The sequence below is a fragment of the Reichenbachiella sp. 5M10 genome, assembly GCF_002742335.1.
Classification (GTDB): Bacteria; Bacteroidota; Bacteroidia; order Cytophagales; family Cyclobacteriaceae; genus Reichenbachiella.
In genome coordinates this window covers 3,842,594-3,864,810 of record NZ_MDGR01000007.1, presented here as the reverse complement: position 1 = coordinate 3,864,810, position 22,217 = coordinate 3,842,594, and the positions used below count along the sequence as shown (strand labels likewise).

General features: G+C 44.4%; 19 protein-coding genes. 10 read left to right on the top strand and 9 right to left on the bottom strand.

Annotation, left to right across the window (positions count from 1 at the left end; translation table 11 throughout):
- Positions 1-20: 20 nt before the first annotated feature.
- Positions 21-539 (top strand): DinB family protein, encoded by a 519-nt coding sequence (locus BFP72_RS15645; protein ID WP_099600030.1) that lies wholly within the window; start codon positions 21-23, stop codon positions 537-539.
- A gap of 67 nt (positions 540-606) precedes the next feature.
- On the opposite strand, the gene BFP72_RS15640 is transcribed toward BFP72_RS15645, so the two are convergent.
- The 5 genes from BFP72_RS15640 to BFP72_RS15620 all read right to left on the bottom strand — a co-directional run bounded on the left by BFP72_RS15640 (position 607) and on the right by BFP72_RS15620 (position 6,778).
- Positions 607-1,029 carry a DUF1987 domain-containing protein gene (locus BFP72_RS15640; protein WP_099600029.1) on the bottom strand — a complete coding sequence of 141 codons (423 nt, stop codon included), beginning with the start codon at positions 1,027-1,029 and terminating at the stop codon, positions 607-609.
- A gap of 204 nt (positions 1,030-1,233) precedes the next feature.
- On the bottom strand, positions 1,234-3,264 hold the full coding sequence (locus BFP72_RS15635; RefSeq protein WP_255397233.1) for an OmpA family protein: 2,031 nt from the start codon (positions 3,262-3,264) through the stop codon (positions 1,234-1,236).
- 31 nt (positions 3,265-3,295) lie between these two features.
- Positions 3,296-3,778, bottom strand: a complete 483-nt coding sequence (locus BFP72_RS15630; protein WP_099600028.1) for a hypothetical protein — start codon at positions 3,776-3,778, stop codon at positions 3,296-3,298.
- A gap of 51 nt (positions 3,779-3,829) precedes the next feature.
- A complete protein-coding gene (locus tag BFP72_RS15625; RefSeq protein WP_099600027.1) occupies positions 3,830-4,855 on the bottom strand; it encodes a TerC family protein in 1,026 nt (341 codons plus the stop codon).
- 135 nt (positions 4,856-4,990) lie between these two features.
- On the bottom strand, positions 4,991-6,778 hold the full coding sequence (locus tag BFP72_RS15620; RefSeq protein WP_099600026.1) for an ABC transporter ATP-binding protein: 1,788 nt from the start codon (positions 6,776-6,778) through the stop codon (positions 4,991-4,993).
- A 108-nt stretch (positions 6,779-6,886) separates the two neighbouring features.
- Between BFP72_RS15620 and BFP72_RS15615 the strand changes: the two genes are divergently transcribed.
- The 6 genes from BFP72_RS15615 (at position 6,887) to BFP72_RS15590 (ending at position 13,512) form a co-directional block, all read left to right on the top strand.
- Positions 6,887-7,468 (top strand): TIGR00730 family Rossman fold protein, encoded by a 582-nt coding sequence (locus tag BFP72_RS15615; RefSeq protein ID WP_099600025.1) that lies wholly within the window; start codon positions 6,887-6,889, stop codon positions 7,466-7,468.
- Between the two features lie 72 nt (positions 7,469-7,540).
- Entirely contained in the window at positions 7,541-8,818 is a 1,278-nt protein-coding gene (locus BFP72_RS15610; protein WP_099600024.1) for a DUF2851 family protein, read from the top strand.
- A 2-nt stretch (positions 8,819-8,820) separates the two neighbouring features.
- The gene (locus tag BFP72_RS15605; RefSeq protein ID WP_099600023.1) at positions 8,821-10,056 is read left to right on the top strand and encodes a hypothetical protein; all 1,236 of its coding nucleotides are present in this window, start codon (positions 8,821-8,823) and stop codon (positions 10,054-10,056) included.
- Positions 10,057-10,088: 32 nt separating this feature from the next.
- Positions 10,089-10,727: an acetyltransferase gene (locus tag BFP72_RS15600; RefSeq protein ID WP_099600022.1), complete on the top strand. Its 639-nt coding sequence runs from the start codon at positions 10,089-10,091 to the stop codon at positions 10,725-10,727.
- Positions 10,728-10,814: 87 nt separating this feature from the next.
- Complete coding sequence (locus BFP72_RS15595) at positions 10,815-11,672, top strand: nucleoside phosphorylase (protein WP_099600021.1); 858 nt, start codon at positions 10,815-10,817, stop codon at positions 11,670-11,672.
- 76 nt (positions 11,673-11,748) lie between these two features.
- Entirely contained in the window at positions 11,749-13,512 is a 1,764-nt protein-coding gene (locus BFP72_RS15590; RefSeq protein WP_099600020.1) for a long-chain fatty acid--CoA ligase, read from the top strand.
- A gap of 6 nt (positions 13,513-13,518) precedes the next feature.
- Here BFP72_RS15590 and BFP72_RS15585 read toward each other — a convergent pair whose 3' ends face one another.
- Positions 13,519-13,863, bottom strand: a complete 345-nt coding sequence (locus tag BFP72_RS15585; RefSeq protein WP_158233437.1) for a YraN family protein — start codon at positions 13,861-13,863, stop codon at positions 13,519-13,521.
- Between the two features lie 516 nt (positions 13,864-14,379).
- On the opposite strand from BFP72_RS15585, the gene BFP72_RS15580 reads away from it, so the two are divergent.
- From BFP72_RS15580 to BFP72_RS15570, 3 genes are all read left to right on the top strand, one after another.
- Entirely contained in the window at positions 14,380-15,651 is a 1,272-nt protein-coding gene (locus tag BFP72_RS15580) for an ammonium transporter (RefSeq protein ID WP_369824148.1), read from the top strand.
- Positions 15,652-15,754: 103 nt separating this feature from the next.
- Positions 15,755-16,849, top strand: coding sequence for a porin (locus tag BFP72_RS15575; RefSeq protein ID WP_099600018.1), 1,095 nt, complete (start codon positions 15,755-15,757; stop codon positions 16,847-16,849).
- 262 nt (positions 16,850-17,111) lie between these two features.
- Positions 17,112-18,122, top strand: coding sequence for a glutamine synthetase beta-grasp domain-containing protein (locus tag BFP72_RS15570; RefSeq protein ID WP_099600017.1), 1,011 nt, complete (start codon positions 17,112-17,114; stop codon positions 18,120-18,122).
- Positions 18,123-18,188: 66 nt separating this feature from the next.
- On the opposite strand, the gene BFP72_RS15565 is transcribed toward BFP72_RS15570, so the two are convergent.
- The 3 genes from BFP72_RS15565 to BFP72_RS15555 form a co-directional block, all read right to left on the bottom strand.
- Positions 18,189-18,698 (bottom strand): nuclear transport factor 2 family protein, encoded by a 510-nt coding sequence (locus tag BFP72_RS15565; protein WP_143520097.1) that lies wholly within the window; start codon positions 18,696-18,698, stop codon positions 18,189-18,191.
- Between the two features lie 257 nt (positions 18,699-18,955).
- On the bottom strand, positions 18,956-21,481 hold the full coding sequence (locus BFP72_RS15560) for an ABC transporter permease (RefSeq protein WP_255397232.1): 2,526 nt from the start codon (positions 21,479-21,481) through the stop codon (positions 18,956-18,958).
- Positions 21,482-21,507: 26 nt separating this feature from the next.
- On the bottom strand, positions 21,508-22,209 hold the full coding sequence (locus BFP72_RS15555; protein WP_099600015.1) for an ABC transporter ATP-binding protein: 702 nt from the start codon (positions 22,207-22,209) through the stop codon (positions 21,508-21,510).
- Between the last annotated feature and the right edge of the window lie 8 nt (positions 22,210-22,217).

Below are 22,217 nucleotides of genomic sequence, written 5' to 3'. Positions count from 1 at the left end.
AACCAAACACTATAATAGATATGAAAAAACTAATCTACCTTTTCGTTTTTGTCCCGATGCTAGCGTGGGGACAAGCACCTACTGTACAACAAGAGTTTGCTGGAGGAGCTTCCTTCAACAAAGGACACATCGTTCAACTGCTGGAGATTATCCCAGATGATATGCTTGGTTGGAAGCCTAATACCGATGTCAGAACCATCTCAGAAGTGGTCGCTCACATCGCTGCGGCCAACTATATGTTTGGGGGCTTCTTGGGAGCAGCGCCTGCTGTTGGTGTGGACGCGCAGAGTTTTGAAAAGACACTCAAGTCGAAAGAGGACTTGCTCAAAGCCATCAATGATTCATTCGATTATGTGACTGCAGCTTCTGCGGCAATTAAGAAAAATGATCTAGAGACTGAGGTTGAATTGCCATTTGGCAAGTACACCAAAAGAGCGATCATGTCCATCTGCAATTCCCATTGTTCCGAGCACAAAGGTCAGTTTGTCACCTATGCTCGGTTTATCGGAGTGACTCCTCCGTGGAGTGGACAGATGTAATGCGGGGTGAGGCACAAAAAAAGCACTGCAGGATACGCAGTGCTTTTTTTGTGTCTTGGTGGCTGTATTAATTTTCTTCTTCTTTTCTCATCTCACCCAAGACGTTGATTTCTGGGATTTCTACATAGTTGAATTCATAGTTGAAGAACGAACTCAAATCTTCACCGGCTTCTTGCATGTCTTCGTCACCGTCTTCGAAGTACCAGTTTACTTTGACATTTTTGCCTTTATCGATTCTCAGGTCATTGACTTTCTTGAATAGGATATAGATGCATTTTGACGAACTCGTGTTGAAATACTCATAGGCAATATTGAGCGTCAACGTAGGGGTGTCTGTACTGCCAAACTGATCAATGCTCTCGTGCAAGTGTTTGTAAAATGCCAATGGATTTTCTGGGCTTGATTTCCCCCTGATGTCAAGCAACCCCTTTTGTGGATTGAAATATATCGATGGTGTGATTCTAGTGGCTCTTATAAAAAATCCTTTCATGTGAATTCAATCTATTTTTCTTCGTTATCAAAAATGAAAAATTCCTAGCACTTATAAAATAAGCGAATCCCCTAAAAATAAATTTTAAGTAGATATGCCATAAATAAGTTCGTAGGGCTGTTCTTGCTGCTTGTGGCGAGTAGAACTTTTCTCAACTCGACGAGTAGAGTTACAAATTAGGAAAAATTCTTAGAAAACCAAGGATTAGTTTTCGGTGTCTTCGTCCAAATCCGAAAAGAAACGATCACTATCATCTTGTTCAGAATCTTCATCCCCTTCTTCGCCTTGTTCGAAATCCCCTTCTTCATCACTTGTATCTTTGGGGTTGTACTTGATCACTTTAAATTCCGTACGACGGTTTTGTTGGTGTTCGATTTCGGAGTCTGCATTTTCGATGATGAGTTTGGACTCTCCATAGCCTTTGGCTGTGATTCGCTTGCTATCTATCCCTTGGGCGATGATGTAGTCTACTGCAGATTGTGCTCTACGCTGTGAAAGCTGTTGGTTATATTTTTCATCTGCACGGACATCAGTATGCGAACTCAGTTCGATGGTGATCTCGGGATTGTCACGCATGATCACTACTAGTTTGTCCAGTTCCTTGGCAGCCTCTTCTTTGATGTCTGATTTATCTAGATCGTAGTAGATGTTGTTGAGTACGATAGGTTTTTCGATGACGATCTGGTTGAGAGGGAGATCGATCTCGAAATTGACGTTAGTGACCATTTCTTTTAAGGTGGTTTTGTCGAGGGATTTTCCGATCGTAGAAAAATCGATTCTGGTCGTGAAGTAGTTTTCTTTTTCGGCGATGAGGTAGTAGTTCTCTTCAGCATACACACGAAACTCGTATTGCCCATCGGACTTGGTGAATACCTCGTCTATGATGCCGTCTTCTTCGTCCACGAGCACGACTTTGGTATTGGATAGTGGTTGCATGATTCCTTGTTGGTCTGGGGTCAGTGTGGTGCCTGAGAGGAAATAATTGACGATTTTGAGGTTCGGGTCATCATTGACGAAGGTGTATATGTCATCATCTCCTTTGCCTCCTTTTCTGTTGGATGTAAAGAACCCACGAGAAGGGTTGAACAAGAATAGGCCAAAATCATCGGCAGGAGAATTGATAGGGAGTCCAAGGTTTTCGACGACTACCTGTCCTCCATCTCTTGTGGCTTGGAAAATATCGAGCCCACCGAATCCTGCCTGCCCGTCTGATGAGAAGTACAGCATGCCGGTCCCGCCCACATAGGGAAATATTTCATTGCCAGGGGTATTGATGTGTGGCCCCATGTTGCGAATGTCTACCCATCGACCTCTTCTGTTGAGTTTAGCGATGTAGATGTCTAGTCCGCCATAGCCTCCCTCTCTGTTGGAGGAGAAGTACAGTGTTGTGCCATCTGCAGTGAGTGCAGGGGTGGAGTCCCAAGAGTTCTTGCCGTTGATAGAGAGTGGACGCGCTTCGCTCCATTGCCCGTTTCGGTAGCGAGTGAAGTAGAGGTTGACTTCATTTGTCCCGTTGGATTTCCCGTTGTTTGCTTTCGCGAAAATCACGGTTTTCCCGTTGGCTGACATGGTGATAGTGCCTTCGTTGATGTCTGGGTCGTTGATGTTGTCGTCGAGTGCCTCTAGGCTTGAAAGGTCCACCTTGGCACCTTTGGTACGTGCACGGTAGATGTCGGTAAAGGGGGTGCCGGTTCCTTTGTAGGTCTTGCCCCCGTCTCGATTGGATGTGAAGTAAAGGTAGCCATTGTTGTATACGGGGGAGTATTCTGCTGCAGGGGTATTGATTTCGTCTAGATTCTTTACTCGGAAGTAGTTGACTTTTGCGCGTAAGTCATCTAGTTTGTACAGATTGTCCAACTCGTTTTGTGCCCATATGATGACATCTTCGTCTTCGGCTTTGGCCAAGTACTCCCGGAGAATTTTCTTTTCTTCCTCTTCTTTTTGGTTGCTTTTGAGGGCCAAAGCATAGTAATAGTAAGCTTTTTCTTCTTTCGTGCCATGGTCGATGGCAGCCTTATAGTAGGGTTCTGATTTTTTGAGGTTGTTGGATTTGCGGTAGGCTTCTGCTAGGGCATAGTTAGATAGGGGGTCGTCTGCTTTGAGTGCTTTCTTGTATTGATGGATGGCCGTACTGTATTCCCCCTTGTCGAAACTCTTGTTGGCTTTTTTGAGAGGGCTACAACTGGCGACTACTAGGAGCAGAGCGGAAATGAGGTATCGATTAAACATTTTCATCTAATGAGTAATCTAATAAAAGAAAATGAGCTTAGAAATATCTTTTGATCCAGCTGTCTTGTGCGGGCACTATCCACGATGCATTGAGCTCTTGGATGGTCGGGACCAAGTGGTTGAAGGTCAAGGTGTCTTTTTTGATTTTCCCATTTTCGATATGGGTTTTGAGCTCAGAAATAGGGCTTTCGAAAATTTCATCCTGGAGTATAAAGCAAACCTGGGTACGGTCAAAAAAATCCACGTTGAGCTTTTGGGCTAAGTTGCGAACTAGACCTACGGACGCATCAATCGAACAGCCGCTGGCTTGGTTTAAACTTTCGTCGACAGACAAAATCAAAAATTTATCGTGAAGGACTTTGAATGCGCTCTTGAGCGGGGCACCATGTGCTGCCCATCCTGTTAAAAATTGTGTGGCTTCCTCTTGAATGAGCCTCAAGTCTTGTGGCTCAAATGATTTATTGGCTTGGTATATCCATACTCTTGCCGATTCGGGCATTTGGTCAAAGGGAACTATCATTCTTGTACGTTTTTATTTTAGATTTACGAAAAAGAAAGAAAAAGGCTACACTTACTTTGTGTCGGCTTGTTCGACAGTTTCCACGGCCTCTGGAGACTGCGGGAAAAGAATCGAGAGCACAATGGATAGTGTCAGTGCCAAGATGATAACGATAAATGACCAGATCACAGGTATGTGTAGATGTCCTATGCCGATCCATTCAAAGCCACGCTGTAGGATGTCCCACTCTAGGAGCATTTTTGCGCCTATAAAGATAAGTACTACCGAAAGACCCTTTTGAAGAAGGTAGAACTTGTCCAAAATATTGGCTAAAAGAAAGAACATAGCTCTCAAGCCCATCACTGCGAAAATATTGGAAGTGTAGATGATGAACTCGTTTTGACTGATGGCAAAAGCTGCGGGAATAGAATCCACTGCAAAGATCAAATCTGTAGATTCGATCAATAGGATGACGAGAAATAGGGGGGTAAACCAAAACTTTCCATTTTCTCGAAAGGCGAATTTTCCTCCTTTTTCGTCTTTGGAGATGGGGAGAAATTTTCTCGCCCATTTCGTAAGGATGTTTTTTTCTGGATTGACATCCATTTCTTCGTCTTCGTTGAATATTTTGATGCCCGAATAAATCAAAAACACACCGAAGATGTACAAGATCCAGTGGAACTCACCAATCAGCAATGCCCCAAGGAAGATGAAAATGGCACGGAATACGATGGCTCCTAGGATACCCCAAAAAAGGATGTCATGGTAATATTCGTCTTTGACTTTGAAGTACCGAAGGATCAAAAGGATGACGAAGATATTGTCTACTGAGAGGGCCTTTTCTGTGACATATGCCGAAAAGAACTCCAAGGCATCTTGAGACCCGCCACCAAAATAGTAGATGAGTCCTCCAAAGATTGCAGATACTACAATCCAAAAGATGGTTTGCATCAAGGCATCTTTTTGGGAAATCTTCTTGGGTCCTTTATGGACCAGTCCCAAGTCTACCACTAGGAATAGCACGATGACCACCCCGAATATGCCAAACAATAGGCCTTCGTTGGTTCCAGAAAAGAGATTAGTAAGTATCAAGTTCATTCCTTCAATGTTATTTGGTGTCCTAGGTCGGGCTAACCGCAAAAGAAAGCAGAATATAATATAAACAGGATATAATACTCAACTCTTTTGGGTGCTTTAGATCAGTGCTACAATCTACGGGTTCAATGTGTAAGATTATTCGACCAATTGTAGATTGACCATGTGGCTGTATGTACTATTGGTTTGATTGACAAGATTGTCATGGTTGCCGGACTCTATGATTTGCCCATGTTCCAATACGAAGATCTTGTCGGCAGTTTTGATAGTAGCCAATCGATGCGCTATGATTAGTGTTGTACGGTCTTTCATCAGTTCGTTGAATGCCTGCTGTACTTGGTTTTCTGATTCCGAATCCAATGAGCTGGTCGCTTCGTCTAGGATGAGGATGGCGGGGTTTTTGAGTATCGTCCGGGCAATGGCGATGCGTTGACGTTGGCCACCAGAGAGCTTGATGCCCCGTTCGCCTACGAGCGTGTCAAGTCCTTCAGGGAAGCTGTCTATGAACTCCATAGCGTGTGCTTTTTGTGCCGCATCGAGTATCTCAGCTTCGGTTGCGCCGGGCTTGCCGTAGGCGATGTTTTCTCGGATAGATCCACCAAATAGGATGATTTCTTGCGGGACGATACCGATGTTGCCTCGTAGGGTTGCGATATCGAAAGCTTCGATGTTGGTGTTGTCAATTTTGATGCTGCCTTGATGTCCTTGGTATAGCCTTAGCAGTAGCTGGGTAATGGTTGTTTTGCCTGCGCCACTTTTGCCGACCAAGGCGACTTTTTCTCCTGCCTTGATCTCCAGTGAGAGCTGATTGAGGACTTGGATGTCTTTGCGGCTTTCGTAGGCAAACGAGACCTTGTCAAATGAAATGTTGCCATTTACTTTGGCTATTGGGGCTACTTGCTCTTCAAGCTCTTCGGGCGCTTCATTCTGAATCTCTAAGACACGCTCTGAGGCACCAATGGCTCGTTGCAATTGCCCAAATAGGTCTCCGAGACCTGCGATGGATCCTCCGATGAAGGAGGTGTAGAGGACAAATGAAATCAAGTCTCCGATACTCATTTCTCCATTTTGGAGGAGAACTGCTCCATACCAAATGATGGCTACCATCGCACCGAGTAGTGCAAAGATGATAAATGAAATGAAACCTGCTCGGTATTTGGCTGCTCCGATGGCTGCATCTACTACTCTACTGAGTGATCCAAAGAATCGATTTTGTTCGTAGGTCTCGTTGGTGAAGGATTTGACTGCCAGTATAGATTGGAAGGTCTCTTCAGCGATAGTGGATGAGGCGGCTAGTTCGTCCTGAGAGATACGGGACAATTTGCGGATTTTTTTTCCAAAAATCATCGCGACAAAAATCAAAATGGGCAGCACGCAGAGCATGAATACACTCAGAGCAGGCGTCGTGACGAAAATCAGTGTCAAGCCTACGATCAGTGTGATGATCTGGCGGATAAGCTCTGCGAGTGTGGTGGAGAAGGTCGTTTGCAACATGCTCACATCGGCGGTCATGCGGCTCATCAGGTCGCCTGTCCGGTTTTTGTCAAAAAATGAAATAGGCAGTTGAATGATTCTTTTGTAGAGGCCGTTGCGGATGTCAGCCATCGCGTTTTCGCTGACTTGTGCAAACAGGTACACGCGAAAGTAAGAGATGATGGCTTGTAGAAATAGAATGCCAAGTAGAAATAAAGCGATCTGTGTGATGTCTGTGAGTATCCAGCTTTGGTCGCCACTCGCTGCGTCGATGAGCTTGCCTGCTACGAGGGGGAAGGCCAATAGTAAAAAGCTACCAATGACTAAGAAAATAAGCCCTACGATAAACTTTGATTTGTATGGGATCAAGTATTGAAAGATGCCGTATAGCTTTTTGAAATTTTCGCCATTGAGCTTCCTCTTGTCCTCTTCCTTCAACTTCTCTCTTGCCATTTGTGTCCTAATATTTGCGCAAAAGTAAGCTTCTAATTTTTACCGACCAATCGATCTTGTTAATTTGGAACTATTGTCAATAGGATTGCTAGATTTGAACAAAAAGACATGAAAAGTATTTGTGTGTATTGTGGTTCGTCGATGGGAAATAATCCTGCGATGAAAGAAGTGGCTGCAGAACTGGGACAGGAGCTGGCAGAGAGGCAGGTTAGCTTGGTTTATGGGGGAGCCAGTATAGGCCTGATGGGTGTGCTTGCAGACGCATGTCTAGCTAAGGGAGGCCGGGTTATCGGGGTGATTCCGGGTTTTCTAGATACGGTAGAGATTACGCACAAAGGGGTTACAGAGATCATTCGGACCGAGTCCATGCATCAGCGAAAAACAGAGATGGCCGAGCGAGCGGAGGGATTTATCGCGATGCCTGGCGGCTTTGGAACTTTGGAGGAGCTGGCGGAGATCTTGACTTGGGGTCAACTGGGGTTGGTGCAAAAACCCATTGGGATCTTGAATGTCAACGGGTATTATGACCCGCTGATGATTTTCATGGACCACATGCTAAAGAACGAATTGATTCGAGAAGATCATCTCAGTTTGTTTGTGATTCGGGACAATGTCAAAGAACTCTTGGAAGACATGGAGTCATTTGAAGTCAGCAAGACTGATCATCGACAAAAACTCGGATTGACCTGATTTTTTGGATAGCTCGTTACATTTTCGTTTATTTGGTAGCAGTAGTTTTTTTGAGAGTAGCTTCGGAAAACTGTGCAAGAATCTTTTTTACATTTCGTTTGGCAGTATCAGCACTATGATACGCAAGGGCTGCAAACGACAAACGGTGGAGTTGTCGATGTTTTTGCTACCGGTCACCACAATACAGAGGGAGGGCCGGATTTCCTACAATCCAAGCTGAAGATTGACGGTATTCAATGGTTTGGCAGTGTGGAGATACATGTCAACTCCTCTGATTGGGAGCATCATCAGCACCACAAAGACCCCAAATACAATACAGTCATCTTGCATGTCGTATGGCACGACGACCGAGAGTGTCGTCGAGAGGATGGTGAGGTTCTTCCTGTTTTGGAGTTGAAAAGTAGGGTGAGCGAAAGCTTCGTGTCTCGCTACAAAAACCTGATCAATCAACCCGCCGAAATCCCTTGCCAAAGTCAATTGGATCAAGTGCGAACTATCGATAAGGTCTCGATGTGTGATCAGGTCGGGGTAGAGCGTCTTCGGCGAAAGTCCAAAGAAATACTAGAGCGGTTGGAACAAAACAAAGGGTCTTGGGAAGATACGGCCTATCAGACCATCGCGCAGAACTTTGGTTTCAAGAAGAATGCTGAATCTATGTTGAAGTTGTCAAATGTCCTTACCCACAAAATTCTTCTCAAGCATCTGCATAACATCGTTGATATCGAAGCACTGGTGTATGGAGTTGCGGGCTTTTTGGAAGGAGACATCGAAGATGGGTATCATCAGAGGTTAGCAGATCGCTACCAGTACCTGTCCCAAAAGTACAATTTGAAGGGGCGTGGTATGCTACGTGTGGAATGGGAGTTTTTGAGGATGCGTCCATGGAATTTCCCGACAATTCGTTTGGCTCAGTTGGCCTCTTTTTTTACAGACAATGCCAAATTTTTTGATCGAATACTGAATCACGAGTCGATTACCGAACTCAAGAAAATGTTTGTTCATCCCCCTTCTGAATATTGGCAAAGCCACTATGATTTTGACAAGGAGTCAGCCCGTAAGTTTGGTGGCTTGGGGTCAGGGAGTTTAGAGGTCATGCTAATCAATAGTGTGGCGCCCATCCTTGCTGCATATAGTCAGCATGTGAGGCAGGAGTCCTATATGGATCGTGCAGTGCAGCTTTTGCAAAGCCTGAAGCCAGAGCAGAACCATATTCTAGATAGGTGGGAGTATTTGGGGATCAGGGCTAAGTCGGCTTTCGATAGTCAGGCTTTGATCGAATTGAAGAATGAGTTTTGTTTGAAAAAGAAGTGTCTTTCCTGTAAAATTGGGATCAAACTGATCTCAGACTGATTTTGCAAAACATCATAGTGTACGTGTTGAACCTGCTGTTCTTGGCAGGAGGAGTGCTTTTGATTCGTCGTGGGATTGGTGCGGGGTTGCATCCGGCTGTGTTTTGGGTGGCTTTCGTGTTCAAATTGTGCTGTGGTCTGCTTCTGGGATTGCTGTATATGTACCATTATCAAGGAGGAGATACATGGTTTTATTTTGATCAAGCGTGGGGCTTGGCACAGTTGGATTGGGAATCATTTTGGTCAGAGATCAGTGAAGCGCCGGAGAGTAGTCAGGCTGTAAGAGCGATTTGGTTCACGAGGTTGGTGGCGGTAGGGATTTATGTTTGGCATGTGGATTACTGGTTGTGTGGGATGTATTTTTCATTGTTTAGTTTTTGTGCGGGAATATATGCTGTTGTTCGTTTCTCGGAGTGGAACGAGTCCTTCCAATGGCCAGCAGTTATATCGTTTCTTTTTTTTCCATCGGTAGTGTTTTGGAGTTCTGGTTTGCTCAAAGAGAGTTTGGCTTATGCTGCATTGCTGTTCGTGCTCGGGTTTTATGCGTCGTATCGATCCAGACGAGTTATCCGTTTATTGGATGGAGCTGTGTTGATATTGGGAGCTGTAGTATTGGTGGTCATTAAATACTACATCGCGGCGTTACTGTTTCCGGCTGTGGTGTTTTTGATGACGTGCCATGTGATGGGACGTTGGTTTCCTCAAGGGGGTGTCTGGAGTCGTGTGGTACGGGTTGGTTTGTTATGGCTTGTGCCTGGATATCTTTTTTTGTATTGGCTTAGTCCCAATTTTCATTGGGGCCAATTGTGGGGTGTGATTCAGCAAAATCATGACATGATTCTAAAGCAGAGTGATTCCTTCAGCCAAATTAGCACTTGGTCGGTGGGGGGAGGAATGATCGAATGGGCAATCAATCTGTTATATTTTCTTGTGTCCGGTATTTTTCGCCCGATGCTAGGGGAGACATGGTCCTTTCCTCAAGTGTGGAGTGCCCTAGAGAATTTTGCTTTGTTGGTTTACTGTATATATGCAGTGACGAGACGATTTAGTGTGAATAGGCAATACTTGATAGAAATTTGGAGTCTGGTGGCGTTTGTGGTGTGTTGTGCGGTGCTGTTGAGTTATAGTGTGCCCAATCTTGGAACGATCGCCCGATACAAGGTGTATTACATGCCACTCCTTTTGTTTTTAATTCTCAATATCCCTGTTTATCTCCCTTTTTTGAAAAGCAAGACGTGAGATTGTCTACGGATAATCGATAACTTCGCGGTATGGATAACCCAGTAATAATATTTGGAGCAGGAGGTTTGGGAAGAGCCGCTCTTGAGATTTTCGAATCGAATGGCAATGTCATCTATGGTTTTTTGGATGATAACAAAGATCTACATGCCACAGAAATTGACAATATCCCTGTTTTGGGAAGCACGGATGACGATGGTTTTTTGAAATTGATCGGAAAAAAGTGTGAGGTGTTTGTTGCAACGGATGACAACAAGGAGAAAAAGAGCTTGGCAAAAATGATCACCGACAAGCGAAAGAAAATGCCCGTCAATGCGATCCATAATGGAGCCCATATCTCCAAGTCATGTGTCATTGGTCACGGTAATTTTGTCAATGCAGGTGTGATTTTAGGAGCAGGAACAGAGATAGGCAGTCATTGTCTACTACACTCTGGTGCGATTGTCGATCATTCTGCTAAGCTGGGAGACTTTGTGCAAGTAGGTGCTGGAGCCATTATAGGGGCAAATGCAGAGATAGGCGAAGGGGCATTTATAGGTTCTGGATCTACCATCGTCTCAGGTGTCAAATTGGGCAAGAATGCTCGAGTAGGAGCTGGATCTGTGGTCGTAGCGGATGTGGCTGCTGGCAAGACTGTGTTTGGCAACCCAGCTGTAGAAGTCAAGAAATAGTGTGTCGCATCGATGCTAGACACTCGCAATGTCTAGATTTCTCAAACTTTTCATTATCTTGAAATAGTCCTTTGAGCCAATGTCTTCATGCAAACAATCTTAGAAACGGATCTCATCCTCAATCAAGATGGTAGTGTCTATCATCTCAATCTCAAACCTGAGAATATCAGTGATACGATCATCACAGTAGGTGATCCAAGTCGTGTGTTTCGAGTCAGTCAGTACTTTGATAAGATTGATTTTGAGATGAATCGTCGCGAGTTTATCACGCACAAAGGAAGCTACAAAGGGAAAAAAGTGACAGTGATCAGTACAGGTATGGGGACTGACAATGTCGAGATATTCATGACGGAGTTGGATGCATTGGCTAATATCGATTTGGAGACACGTCAAGTCAAAGAGAAAAAGCGTAAGCTGAATATCATTCGAATAGGGACCTCTGGGGGGTTGCAGGAGGATTTGCGACTGGGAACTCACTTGGTGTCTGATTTTGGGATAGGGCTGGATACTTTGATGATGTTTTACAACCTCAGGCAGACAGGGTTTGAAAACACCCTGACCAATAAACTCAAACAGTACATCGATTTGCCATTCAAGCCGTATTGTGTGGAAGGGTCCGTTACATTGAGAGAGAAATTCGCTTTTGATATGTTACGAGGCAATACCGTAACTTGTCCAGGGTTCTATGCCCCACAAGGGCGAAACATTCGATTGGATGTGAAATATCCGCATTTGATGGAGGACTTGATGTATTTTCACGTCGACGACTTTTGGTTGACAAATTTCGAAATGGAGACGGCGGGATATTATGCCCTTGGTCGGCTCATGGGACACGAGATGCTTAGCCTCAATGCTATTATTGCCAACCGAGCAAAAAATAAGTTTTCTAAAGACCCCGACAAGGTAATTGATTCCTTGATCCGCAAGGTGCTGGATAGATTGTAGTGAGGTCTTTGTTCGGGGGCCAAACATGGAGGATATTTCCTTTTGAATTGATTATCTTGATGACTAATACTTGATTATGAATAGTCCGACACGTGTATTTGATTTTCTCCATTATCAATTGGCTACACACCCTCTCGAGGTGTGTTTGAGTCAAAAGGAACAAGGGAATTGGCGTGCCTACTCAACGGGAGAAGTGCTGGATATCTCAGCCAAACTGAGTCTCGGTCTGCTCAAACTAGGGGTAGGACCAGGAGATAAGGTGGCCATCATATCGCCCAATCGGGCTGAGTGGAATTTCGTAGACCAGGCATGCAGCGAAATAGGTGCTGTGTCTGTTCCGATGTATCCGACCATCACTGTAGAGGATTACCGATATATTTTTGAGCACGCAGAGGTCAAGGTGGTCTTTGCAGCGGATCAGGAGTTGGTAGGCAAGGTGCAAGAGGCTTCAAAGACTACAAGTGTGCAACATATCTATTCGTTTGAGGATGTCGAGGAGTGTCCCAATTGGAAACAGGTGTTGAGTTTGGACCCCAATGGGGACTGTGCGCGTGTAGAGCAAATCAAGTCGACTATTCGACCCGAGGACTTGTTTACTATCATTTATACTTCAGGTACTACAGGCAAACCCAAAGGGGTCATGCTGTCACATGACAATGTCGTCAGCAATGCCCGAGCGGTCAAAGTAGCTCTTAGGGAATTGTTTGATCACGGAGGGTCTGCTTTGAGTTTTTTGCCACTGTGTCATATTCTGGAGAGGACGGCAATTTCTTTTTATTTTTTCAGGAGTGTATCGATCTATTATGCAGAGAGCATGGATACCTTGGCAGATAATCTCAAGGAGGTCAAACCGCTAATGTTTACAACGGTACCTCGTTTGTTGGAAAAGGTGTATGATCGTATTGTGGCCAAAGGTTATGAGTTGTCATGGGTGAAGCGTAAACTGTTTTTTTGGGCGGTGAGGTTGGGTTTGAAATTTGAACCCTATGCGTATCAGGGGGTATGGTACACGGTCCAGCTGAAAATTGCCCGTAGGTTGATCTTCACGAAATGGATAGAAGCTCTCGGAGGCAACCTGAGTTATGTCTTGGTGGGAGCCGCTGCGCTACAGCCTCGGTTGGCACGCGTATTTTGGGCCGCGGGGATTCCTGTTTGTGAGGGGTATGGACTGACAGAGACCTCTCCAGGTATTGCTTTTAATGTGCCCTTTGAAGGAGGAGTGCGAGTCGGTACCGTAGGTCGTGTATTGGACAGGATTCAAGTCAAGATTGCAGAGGATGGAGAGATTCTTTGTCAAGGTCCAAATGTGATGCTTGGCTATTACAAGGCTCCAGAACTAACAGCAGAGATTATTCAAGAGGGATGGTTACATACAGGAGATATCGGTGAGCTGGAGGACAATTTTCTCAAAATTACTGATCGGAAGAAGGAGATGTTTAAAACTTCAGGAGGAAAGTATATCGCTCCACAGCGAATGGAAAACCGATTCAAAGAATCTCCTTTTATAGAACAAATTATGGTCATAGGTGAGGGGCAGAAGTTTCCAGCGGCGATCATTGTGCCCAATGTGTTGGCACTTACGGATTGGTGTACTCATCATGGGGTGGTTTTTTCTCGCACGAGTGAGCTACTCAAACATCCGCAGGTCGCTACTTTGATCCAATCTCAGATCGATAAGTACAATACTGGTTTTGGTCACTGGGAACAAGTCAAGAAATATGAGCTTGTGGAGGATGAGTGGGGTGTGGATACGGGAGAGTTGACACCTACGCTCAAACTCAAGCGTCGTGTAATCAAGACGCGGTACGCGGAGTTGATTCGAAAGATATACGAGTCATGACAGAGCCTAGTGAAAGGCATCCTCGAAATGGGTGATTTTGTTCTCTGCATTGACCGAAAACACATCAAATCGTATGGCTTTTGGCCAACGTGTCTCTTCTAAGTAATGGGCAGCTGCTGATAGGATCAAAGACTGTTGATTGGGGGAGACAAATGCTTCGGGATGTCCATATCTCTCGCTTTTGCGATATTTCACCTCTACAAAAAGCAGTAAATCCTCTGTGCTTACTATCATGTCTATCTCTGCTCTTTTGTACCTATAGTTTCTTGCCAAAATACGGTAACCCAATGTCATGAGATGTTGGGCGATGAGTTCTTCTGCTTGATTTCCAGTGTTTTTAGTGTTTGTCAAGTGTGTGAGGCAAATGTTGTCTACTAATGTACTTAAGTATTTACGTAAAATCAAAACTCAGTATTTCTTCAATACTTAAATACTTCCAAGTAATAAACCTGCCATAACGCAGTAAAATAAATGTAATGACCGCATATTAGAGAGGTTTAAATCAAAATATGGGTCTTTTTTTTGATAATATGTCAATGTATGACTGGTTTTGTCATTGACGTTTGAATAATTACAATCAAAATACTGAAAAATTGAAAATACTATAAATATCATGTAAATCAGTTCGATTTCTGCACTTCAACTAAGTAGTTCTACGTGGTTTTGTTACTTTAGCAGCTGAGGGATATGAAAAACTTCAAAACCCACTCTTGTTTTGATGAGAGAATAGAGAATACAAGAGAGGGTAAACTTTAGCATTTTAATTCGGCGATTTGTGCTTTGCAGCAAGGGCAAATCATCTGCTGATTAGGACTATAAATTTATTTTAAACTTAAAATTATTGCTATGACAATTTTGACTAATGTAATGAGTGAAATGACTACTGAGGCGGCCGCACAGGCTTCTGAAGGAGCTGTTGCGCTTTTTACGGCAAACAACATCTGGATGATGTTGGCTACAGCTTTGGTGTTTATTATGCACTTGGGCTTTGCAGGTGTGGAGGCTGGTTTTGGACAATCCAAAAACACAGTGAACATCCTGTTCAAAAATACTATTACACCGATCATCGGTCTATTGACTTATTTGATCTGTGGATTCAACTTGATGTATCCTGGCGAGTTTCAGTACATCTCTGGCGTTTTAGGATTTGCTGGACCGGGTATCGGTTTCGATGCAGCTACTGATGGCGCTTCTATTGATTATGCTGGAGCAGGTTATACATACTGGACAGATTTCTTGTTCCAAGGGATGTTTGCTGCGACTGCTGCCACTATCGTGTCTGGTGCGATTGCTGAGCGTGTGAAAGTATCAGCTTACATGATCTTCACTGTGGTTTATGTAGGGTTGGTTTACCCAATCTTGGGCTCATGGAAATGGGGCGGAGGATTCCTTGATGAAATGGGATTCTATGATTTTGCTGGTTCTACTTTGGTTCACTCTGTAGGTGGATGGGGCGCATTGGCTGGTATCATCATCATCGGGCCACGTCTTGGCAAATACGTAGATGGAAAAGTAATTGACAAGCCAGGAGCTTCTGTGCCGTTGGCAGTGATCGGAGTATTCTTGCTGTGGTTGGGATGGTTTGGTTTCAATGGCGGTTCTGTACTGTCTGCTGATCCAGATCTAGTTTCTTACGTATTGGTGACAACTTGTATGGCTGCATGTACAGGTGGGTTGTTTGGCTTCTTTACAGCTAAAGTTATTTTCAAAAGAATGGACTTGGGCATGGTGCTCAATGGTATCCTTGCAGGTCTAGTAGGAATCACTGCTGGAGCAGACGTAGTGTCAGTGACTTCTTCATTGATCATCGGAGCAGTAGCCGGAATCTTGGTTGTATTGTCTGCAGTGACTTTGGACAAATTCAAATTGGATGATGTTGTTGGTGCTGTTTCGGTTCACTTGACATGTGGTATCTGGGGGACATTGGCTGTAGGTATATTCGGTATTGGTGAGTTCTCTTTCATGACTCAATTGATCGGAGTATTGTGTTACGCAGGAGCTGCTTTCCCAATCGCTTTCTTGTTGTTCTTCATCTTGAAGAAAACTACAGGGGTAAGAGTATCTGAACAACATGAGACCGAAGGCCTTGATAGCCACGAGCACGGTATCAGAGGTTACACGATCATATTCGACGAGTAATTCATTCTCATAAAATAAAGAAAGACCTGTTTGCACTGTGGTGCGAACACAGTAAACAGGTCTTTTTCTTCAACTTTAAATTTCAACTCTAAATAAGGTAATAATGAAAAAATTTACAAAAATTTTATTGGCTGCTTTGTTGGTAGCTTCATTTGCAGCGAATGCTCAGGACGAAGAAGAGTCTTCTAAACCAGCGCTTTCGATTTCAGGTAGTGTGGACGCATATTACAGGGTAAATTTGAACTCTGCAAATGACGGGACTGGTTCAGCACCAGGGTCTTCTTTTGCTAATCAAAACGGGTTTGCGCTGGGTATGGCCAACTTAATCGTTGGGTTAGAAGGAGAAAAGACTGGGTTTGTAGCTGACTTGGTATTCGGTCCAAGAGGAGATGCTGCAGTTTTTGGTTCAGTTGACCCTTCTGGCGATCCTTCCAACAGTGCTATTGTCAACCAATTGTATGTGTACTGGAATGTGTCTGATGTGACAACTTTGAGTTTTGGTAACTTCAATACTTTCTTGGGTTATGAGGTGATTTCTCCAACGGCTAACTTCAACTACTCTACTTCATACATGTTCTCATATGGCCCGTTCTCTCATACTGGTTTGAAAGCAGATTTTGCATTGAATGATGACTTAAGCTTGATGGTGGGTGTTTTTAACCCAACCGATATGACAGATTTCAACCCAACTGATACTTACTCATTGGGAGCTCAATTGGGATACAAAGGGGTTTACTTGAACTTGTTGTATGGAGATCAAACTGGAACTGGTGATGATGTGAACGCTCTGTTTCAAGCAGATTTGACTGCAGGATGGGACTTGAGTGATGCATTTTACCTAGGTGTCAATGCTACATATCAAACAACCAAAGTTGTAACCGACGGTGTAGATAACTTTGGGTTTTACGGAGCTGCTGCTTATGTGCAATATTCATTGTCTGATGCATTCGGACTGGGTGTAAGAGCAGAATATTTCAGTGAATTCGGCCAGTATGGTGCTATCGGTCCAGTATGGGATGCTGATGGGAAAAGTAATGTGTTTGACGTAACTCTTTCTGCAAACTATACTGTAGGAGGATTAACTTTCATCCCTGAGATTAGATTGGATGCAGCTTCAGAAGATGTGTTTGGAGACAAAGACGGTGATCCACAAAGTAGCCTTTCTTCATTCGTGCTTGCAGCTGTGTATGCATTCTAAGAACAAGACTTTATTAAGTGTTTAAGCAATTATGTGTTTGGAGTGGGTGCATATGCATCGCTCCAAATACTTTTTATGCCCAATTGATTATCCATGGATATGGAGGGTTTGAAAAAAGTTGCTACCTTTGGTATTCCGTAATAATACGTATTTGTTCTCGGTAGACCACAAAATAACTGACGACACATCTATCTCATATACAACACCCCCCCAAAAGTGAAAAGAGCTTAGAATTAGAAAATTATTAAATACTTATAGAAAAATGGCAAAATCAAAATTAGAGTATATCTGGCTAGATGGATACCAGCCTACTCAATCTCTTAGAAGTAAAACCAAAGTTGTATCAGATTTTAGCGGTAAGCTAGAGGATTGTCCTGAGTGGTCATTTGACGGTTCATCAACCCAGCAAGCAGAAGGCGGTTCTTCTGATTGTATTTTGAAGCCAGTCTATATATGTCCAGATCCAGCAATCGAAAACGGTTACTTGGTGATGACTGAGGTATTGAATGCTGACGGTACTCCACACGAATCTAATGGTAGAGCTACTATCGACGATCAAGATGATGACTTCTGGTTTGGGTTTGAGCAAGAGTACTTCTTGATGGATCCAGAGACTAAATTGCCTGTTGGATTCCCAGCTGGTGGATACCCTGCTCCTCAGGGACCATACTACTGTGGTGTAGGAGGACAAAATGTATTCGGTAGAGACTTCAAAGACGAGCATCTCGATCTATGTATCGCTGCTGGTTTGAATATCGAAGGAACTAACGGTGAAGTAGCTGCTGGACAGTGGGAGTGGCAAATATTTGCCAAAGGTGCACAGCAAGCAGGTGACGAGATTTGGATCGGAAGATACTTGATGGAGAGATTGTCTGAGCAGTACGGATTGTACATCGAGTACCACCCGAAACCACTAGGTGCTACAGACTGGAACGGTTCGGGAATGCACGCCAACTTCTCTAATACCTACTTGAGAACTGCGGCATCAGAAGAGAAAATCAAGAAAGTATGTGAAGCTTTCAGAAGCGTAGTAGATGAGCATATCGCTGTTTATGGTGCATACAACGATCAGAGATTGACTGGATTGCACGAGACTGCTGCGATCACTGACTTCTCATACGGTGTGTCTGATAGAGGAGCGTCTATTCGTATTCCTCTTTACACAAAGAACAAAGGATGGTCAGGTTATCTAGAAGATAGAAGACCAGCTTCTAACGCTGATCCGTACAAAGTAGCAGCAAGAATTATCAAAACAGTGAAGACTGTAGGATAAGAAATTAGCAATAAATAATAAGAAGGGCTGCCAGTGAGGTAGCCCTTTTTTTGTGCCTGGAGTTGCCTATTTTGGTTCAAAATAGGCTCCTGTAGGGAAGATACATGCTTCTTTGCGCCGAGTATCTGCGAGAGAAAAGATCCTCCAACCCTCTGTTGTATGTACGAGCTGAAAGGCATCTACACCACAATGACTGAAGCTGTCACCAGCAAAGAAGGCATAATCACACCAGACCTGCCCCAACCCTCCATCTACGGAGATTTTGTAGTTCCATGATTTTTCGATCCATTTGAATTCGTGGGCTGTACCTATGGCTGTTAGAAACTGAGAAACCTCGCCTCTATGAAATTGGGTCGAATCGTTTCGAAGGTAGATCGTGTAGAGTTTGGCGTCCGTTTGAAACAAATCATGAGCACGGCTACTATCTCCGTCATACATGGCTTGAAAGAGGTCGAGTACAACTTGGCGAATCGCTGTTTCAGTTGTAGTCAGTGTAGGAACGTCGGGCTTGGGAGGAGGGCTACATTGTAACAACGTGAAGAATAAGAGTAGTGCGGCAAGGGGATGCATTTTCATGTTTTTGAATGAATATGCGAGAGATTTAGGGGTGGGTCAAGCTACTCCTGTATCAATGGAGCTATGCGATGATAAGAGGCGGCTCAGATAGCGAAGGCCATCAAAGAACAACTGATCAAGACGATGATTAATATGACTCTGAACTGTTTCATTACTTAGCGTTTGTTTCTATGACAAACAAACGGTGTGCCACCCTTATTTATTGAGAGATGGATTGAAACTTTACATATTGTTTTTCAGATAGTTATGATGATGGGTTAGCTTTCTCTTCTTAGTATAGTGAGTGGCGTTTCGTTCAGAACTGGTCGCATATTGAGTAATCCCATCCCCAATGTGGAGAAAGTCACCACAAGAAGTAGATAGCCCGTCGAGGCAAAATCGATTGTGTACTCGGCTTCAAATAGAGTGACAGAGAGGACCCATGTCAAGAGGTGAGCGGTCAGCAGACCTGTGGTTGCTGCGATGAGACCTAGAGCGATGTATTCTATGGCGATGACACTCATGATATGTTTGGATTTGGCTCCTAGGGTTCGCAAGAGCACACTGTCCTTGATTCGCTGGGATTTGCTCAAAACGATGGAGTTGATGAGTACGAGTAGCCCTGTGAGTACGGAGATCAGGGCCATGAATTGGATGACAAACGAAATTTTGGTGAGCACTTCTTCGACGGTTTGTAGGACGAGTTCGAGATCGATGATTGATATATTGGGAAAGTGCTTGACGATGGTTTGTTGGAAGCTCGCGGATTGTTGATTGTCCTTCACTTTGGTGACGAGCACATGAAACTGCGGGGCTTCTTCGAGTATCCCTGTAGGAAAAAGTACGAGAAAATTAGTTTGTATCCTGCGCCAGTCTATTTTTCTAAAGCTGCCGATATAGGTTTTCATCAATGCGCCCTGTACATTAAATATAATTTTATCTCCAAGCTTCCATTTTCGCCTCTCGGCAAATCCCTCGTCTACAGAGATGAAAATAGAATCGTTGGGTTGGTGGGTACGTAACTGGCCCTCGGTGAGGGTCTCGGAACTGATCAAGCTGTCTCGGAAAGTCACTCGGTACTCTCGGTTGTAGAGCCAGTCCGGGATTTCCAAAGTTGAGTCCTGGCTGGCTTCTTTTTTGGTGATCCCATTGTATTCGAGAAGACGCATCGTTACTACAGGTACATTTTGTACAACGGGTAAGTCAAAATCCATGATCACCTTCTCGATCTCATCTTTTTGATGTGTTTGAATATCGAAGAGTACCATGTTGGGACGTTCTTTGCTTCCCGCAAGGGTAATCTGATCGAGCAGTACGTGTCGCGAAAAATACATGATAGAGATGAGCATGGTGCACATACCTACTGTGATGATGAGTAGACCCGTTTGGTTTTTGGGGCGGTGGAGGTTGGCTACTCCATGACGGAAGAGAAAACTCCAGCTGGGGGAGCTAGTGATTTTGGCTAGATAAATCAGACCTTTGGATAAGGCCCAAAGTAAAACAAAGGTCACCAGCAGGCCTCCGATGAAAATTGCTGCTTGATCCCATTCTCTAATTTGAAAGTAAGAAAAGGAAAACAAGAACAAAGTGATCAAGCCATAGAGGGAGCTTTTGACTAACAGGCCTTTTTGGTCATTCTCTGATTCGAATTCCGAGCGGATCGAATTGAGGGGAGAAACCTTCAATATCGAGAGCAGCGGCAACAAAGAAAAGAGCAGCGTGACGACTATTCCAATGAAAAGGCCTTCAAGAGCGGTGAGCCAGTAGAACCGTGTTTGGATCGAAAAAGGAACGAGACCTTCTACCCAACCAGGCATGAACAATTGGAGACTAGTTCCTATTGCTACTCCGATCAGGGAGCCGACAGAGCCCATGACTAGGACTTGGTAGAGATAAATGAGGAACGCTTGTTTACCACCGAGCCCCAAACATCTGAGGATAGCCACAGAGCGTTTTTTCTCTTGGAGGTAGCTGTAGACTGCTCCTGCTATGCCAATGCTCCCCAAGAGGAGAGCAATGAATGCGGACATATTCAAGAATATGGTCGTGTTGTTGAAGGCGATGCTGGTGTTTTTCTTGCGTTTGTCGACTGTCTCATAGCGCAACGACAACTCCTCGAGTCGATCTTTGTACGTCTCATCGAATTCCTCTTCGATAATTTCTTGATCTGTTTTGAAAAAGTAGGAGTAGTACACGCGGCTGCCTCGCTCGACAAGTCCTGTTTGCTGTAAGTATTGGTGTGGGATGTAGACTACTGGAGCTACGGCAGTATTGACACTGTTTTGACCTGGTATGCTTTGTAATTTTCCTATGATCTGGAATTCTAGTTGCCCTATCTTGACGGGATCACCGATGTTGGCATTGTACTGTATCATCAGAGTCTCATCTACGAGTGCATAGAGTCCTGATTTGAATTCTGTGGCTGCCGAAACTGGAGACGTTTCAATCACGCCGTAGTAGGGGTAATCCCCCTTTAGAGTTCTGACTTGTATCAATCGGGTAGCTCCCGTTTGAGGGAAATATATCATGGAAGAAAAACGACTCTGTAGAGAACGAATTTGCCCCATACTATCTATCAAGCCCATTTGCTCTGCAGTGAAGGGCTTTTGAGAATATACCTCCAGATCTGCGCCGAGTAGGGACTTAGATTGGTTGTTGATCTCGTCGTTGAGGTTTTCTTTGAAGGAGTTGATGGCAACTAGTGCCGCTATGCCTATCGTGATGGATAGTGTGAATAGTAGGAGTTTGGATCTGCTGCGTCGGCTGTCTTTCCAGGCCATGCGGAGTAGCCAGGTGTGGGACATTTGTCTAGGAACTAAATGCGGTGATTTCAAGATTGAGCGTGTGTTTGGCTGAGGAGATCGGATTCAAATACTTTTCCGCCCTTGAGACGAATGAGGTGGTCGGTTTTGTGGGCGAGCTCTATGTCGTGGGTCACGAGTACGAGGGCAGTGCCCTTGTCTCGGTTGAGGTCGAAGAGCAATTTTTCGATTTTAGCACCTGTCTCTTCGTCTAGGTTGCCGGTGGGTTCGTCGGCGAAGAGGATTTTGGGACGGTTGGAGAAGGCGCGTGCCAGTGCTACTCGCTGTTGTTCTCCTCCTGAGAGTTGGGACGGGTAGTGGTTTTTTCGATCTGCCAGCCCGACTTGATCGAGGAGAGCTGTAGCTTCTTGAAGTGCATTTTTGTCACCGAGGAGTTCGAGGGGGATCATTACATTCTCTAGTGCTGTGAGCGTAGGGATCAGTTGGAAGTTCTGAAAGACAAAGCCTACGTTTTCGTTGCGTACTTGCGCTTTTTGATCTTCGCTGAGTTGATCAAGGACGTGCCCTGCTATGCTGACACTGCCTGTATCGATTCGATCTAATCCTGCGCAGAGTCCGAGTAGAGTGGTTTTGCCACTGCCAGAGGGACCTACGATCGCAAGGGATTTTCCTGCTTCTAGACTGAAGGAAATTTGATCTAATACGGTAAGGTTTTTTTCTCCGCTTTGGTATGTTTTGGAGAGCTTGTGAACTTCTAAAATCTGTGACATAAAGGATA

Excerpts from the sequence above, each read along its gene's own strand:
- BFP72_RS15645 (WP_099600030.1), top strand. The coding sequence starts at position 21 with ATGAAAAAACTAATCTACCTTTTCGTTTTTGTCCCGATGCTAGCGTGG.
- BFP72_RS15640 (WP_099600029.1), bottom strand. The coding sequence starts at position 1,029 with ATGAAAGGATTTTTTATAAGAGCCACTAGAATCACACCATCGATATAT.
- BFP72_RS15635 (WP_255397233.1), bottom strand. The coding sequence starts at position 3,264 with ATGAAAATGTTTAATCGATACCTCATTTCCGCTCTGCTCCTAGTAGTC.
- BFP72_RS15630 (WP_099600028.1), bottom strand. The coding sequence starts at position 3,778 with ATGATAGTTCCCTTTGACCAAATGCCCGAATCGGCAAGAGTATGGATA.
- BFP72_RS15625 (WP_099600027.1), bottom strand. The coding sequence starts at position 4,855 with ATGAACTTGATACTTACTAATCTCTTTTCTGGAACCAACGAAGGCCTA.
- BFP72_RS15620 (WP_099600026.1), bottom strand. The coding sequence starts at position 6,778 with ATGGCAAGAGAGAAGTTGAAGGAAGAGGACAAGAGGAAGCTCAATGGC.
- BFP72_RS15615 (WP_099600025.1), top strand. The coding sequence starts at position 6,887 with ATGAAAAGTATTTGTGTGTATTGTGGTTCGTCGATGGGAAATAATCCT.
- BFP72_RS15600 (WP_099600022.1), top strand. The coding sequence starts at position 10,089 with ATGGATAACCCAGTAATAATATTTGGAGCAGGAGGTTTGGGAAGAGCC.
- BFP72_RS15595 (WP_099600021.1), top strand. The coding sequence starts at position 10,815 with ATGCAAACAATCTTAGAAACGGATCTCATCCTCAATCAAGATGGTAGT.
- BFP72_RS15590 (WP_099600020.1), top strand. The coding sequence starts at position 11,749 with ATGAATAGTCCGACACGTGTATTTGATTTTCTCCATTATCAATTGGCT.
- BFP72_RS15580 (WP_369824148.1), top strand. The coding sequence starts at position 14,380 with ATGAGTGAAATGACTACTGAGGCGGCCGCACAGGCTTCTGAAGGAGCT.
- BFP72_RS15575 (WP_099600018.1), top strand. The coding sequence starts at position 15,755 with ATGAAAAAATTTACAAAAATTTTATTGGCTGCTTTGTTGGTAGCTTCA.
- BFP72_RS15570 (WP_099600017.1), top strand. The coding sequence starts at position 17,112 with ATGGCAAAATCAAAATTAGAGTATATCTGGCTAGATGGATACCAGCCT.
- BFP72_RS15565 (WP_143520097.1), bottom strand. The coding sequence starts at position 18,698 with ATGAAAATGCATCCCCTTGCCGCACTACTCTTATTCTTCACGTTGTTA.
- BFP72_RS15560 (WP_255397232.1), bottom strand. The coding sequence starts at position 21,481 with ATGTCCCACACCTGGCTACTCCGCATGGCCTGGAAAGACAGCCGACGC.
- BFP72_RS15555 (WP_099600015.1), bottom strand. The coding sequence starts at position 22,209 with ATGTCACAGATTTTAGAAGTTCACAAGCTCTCCAAAACATACCAAAGC.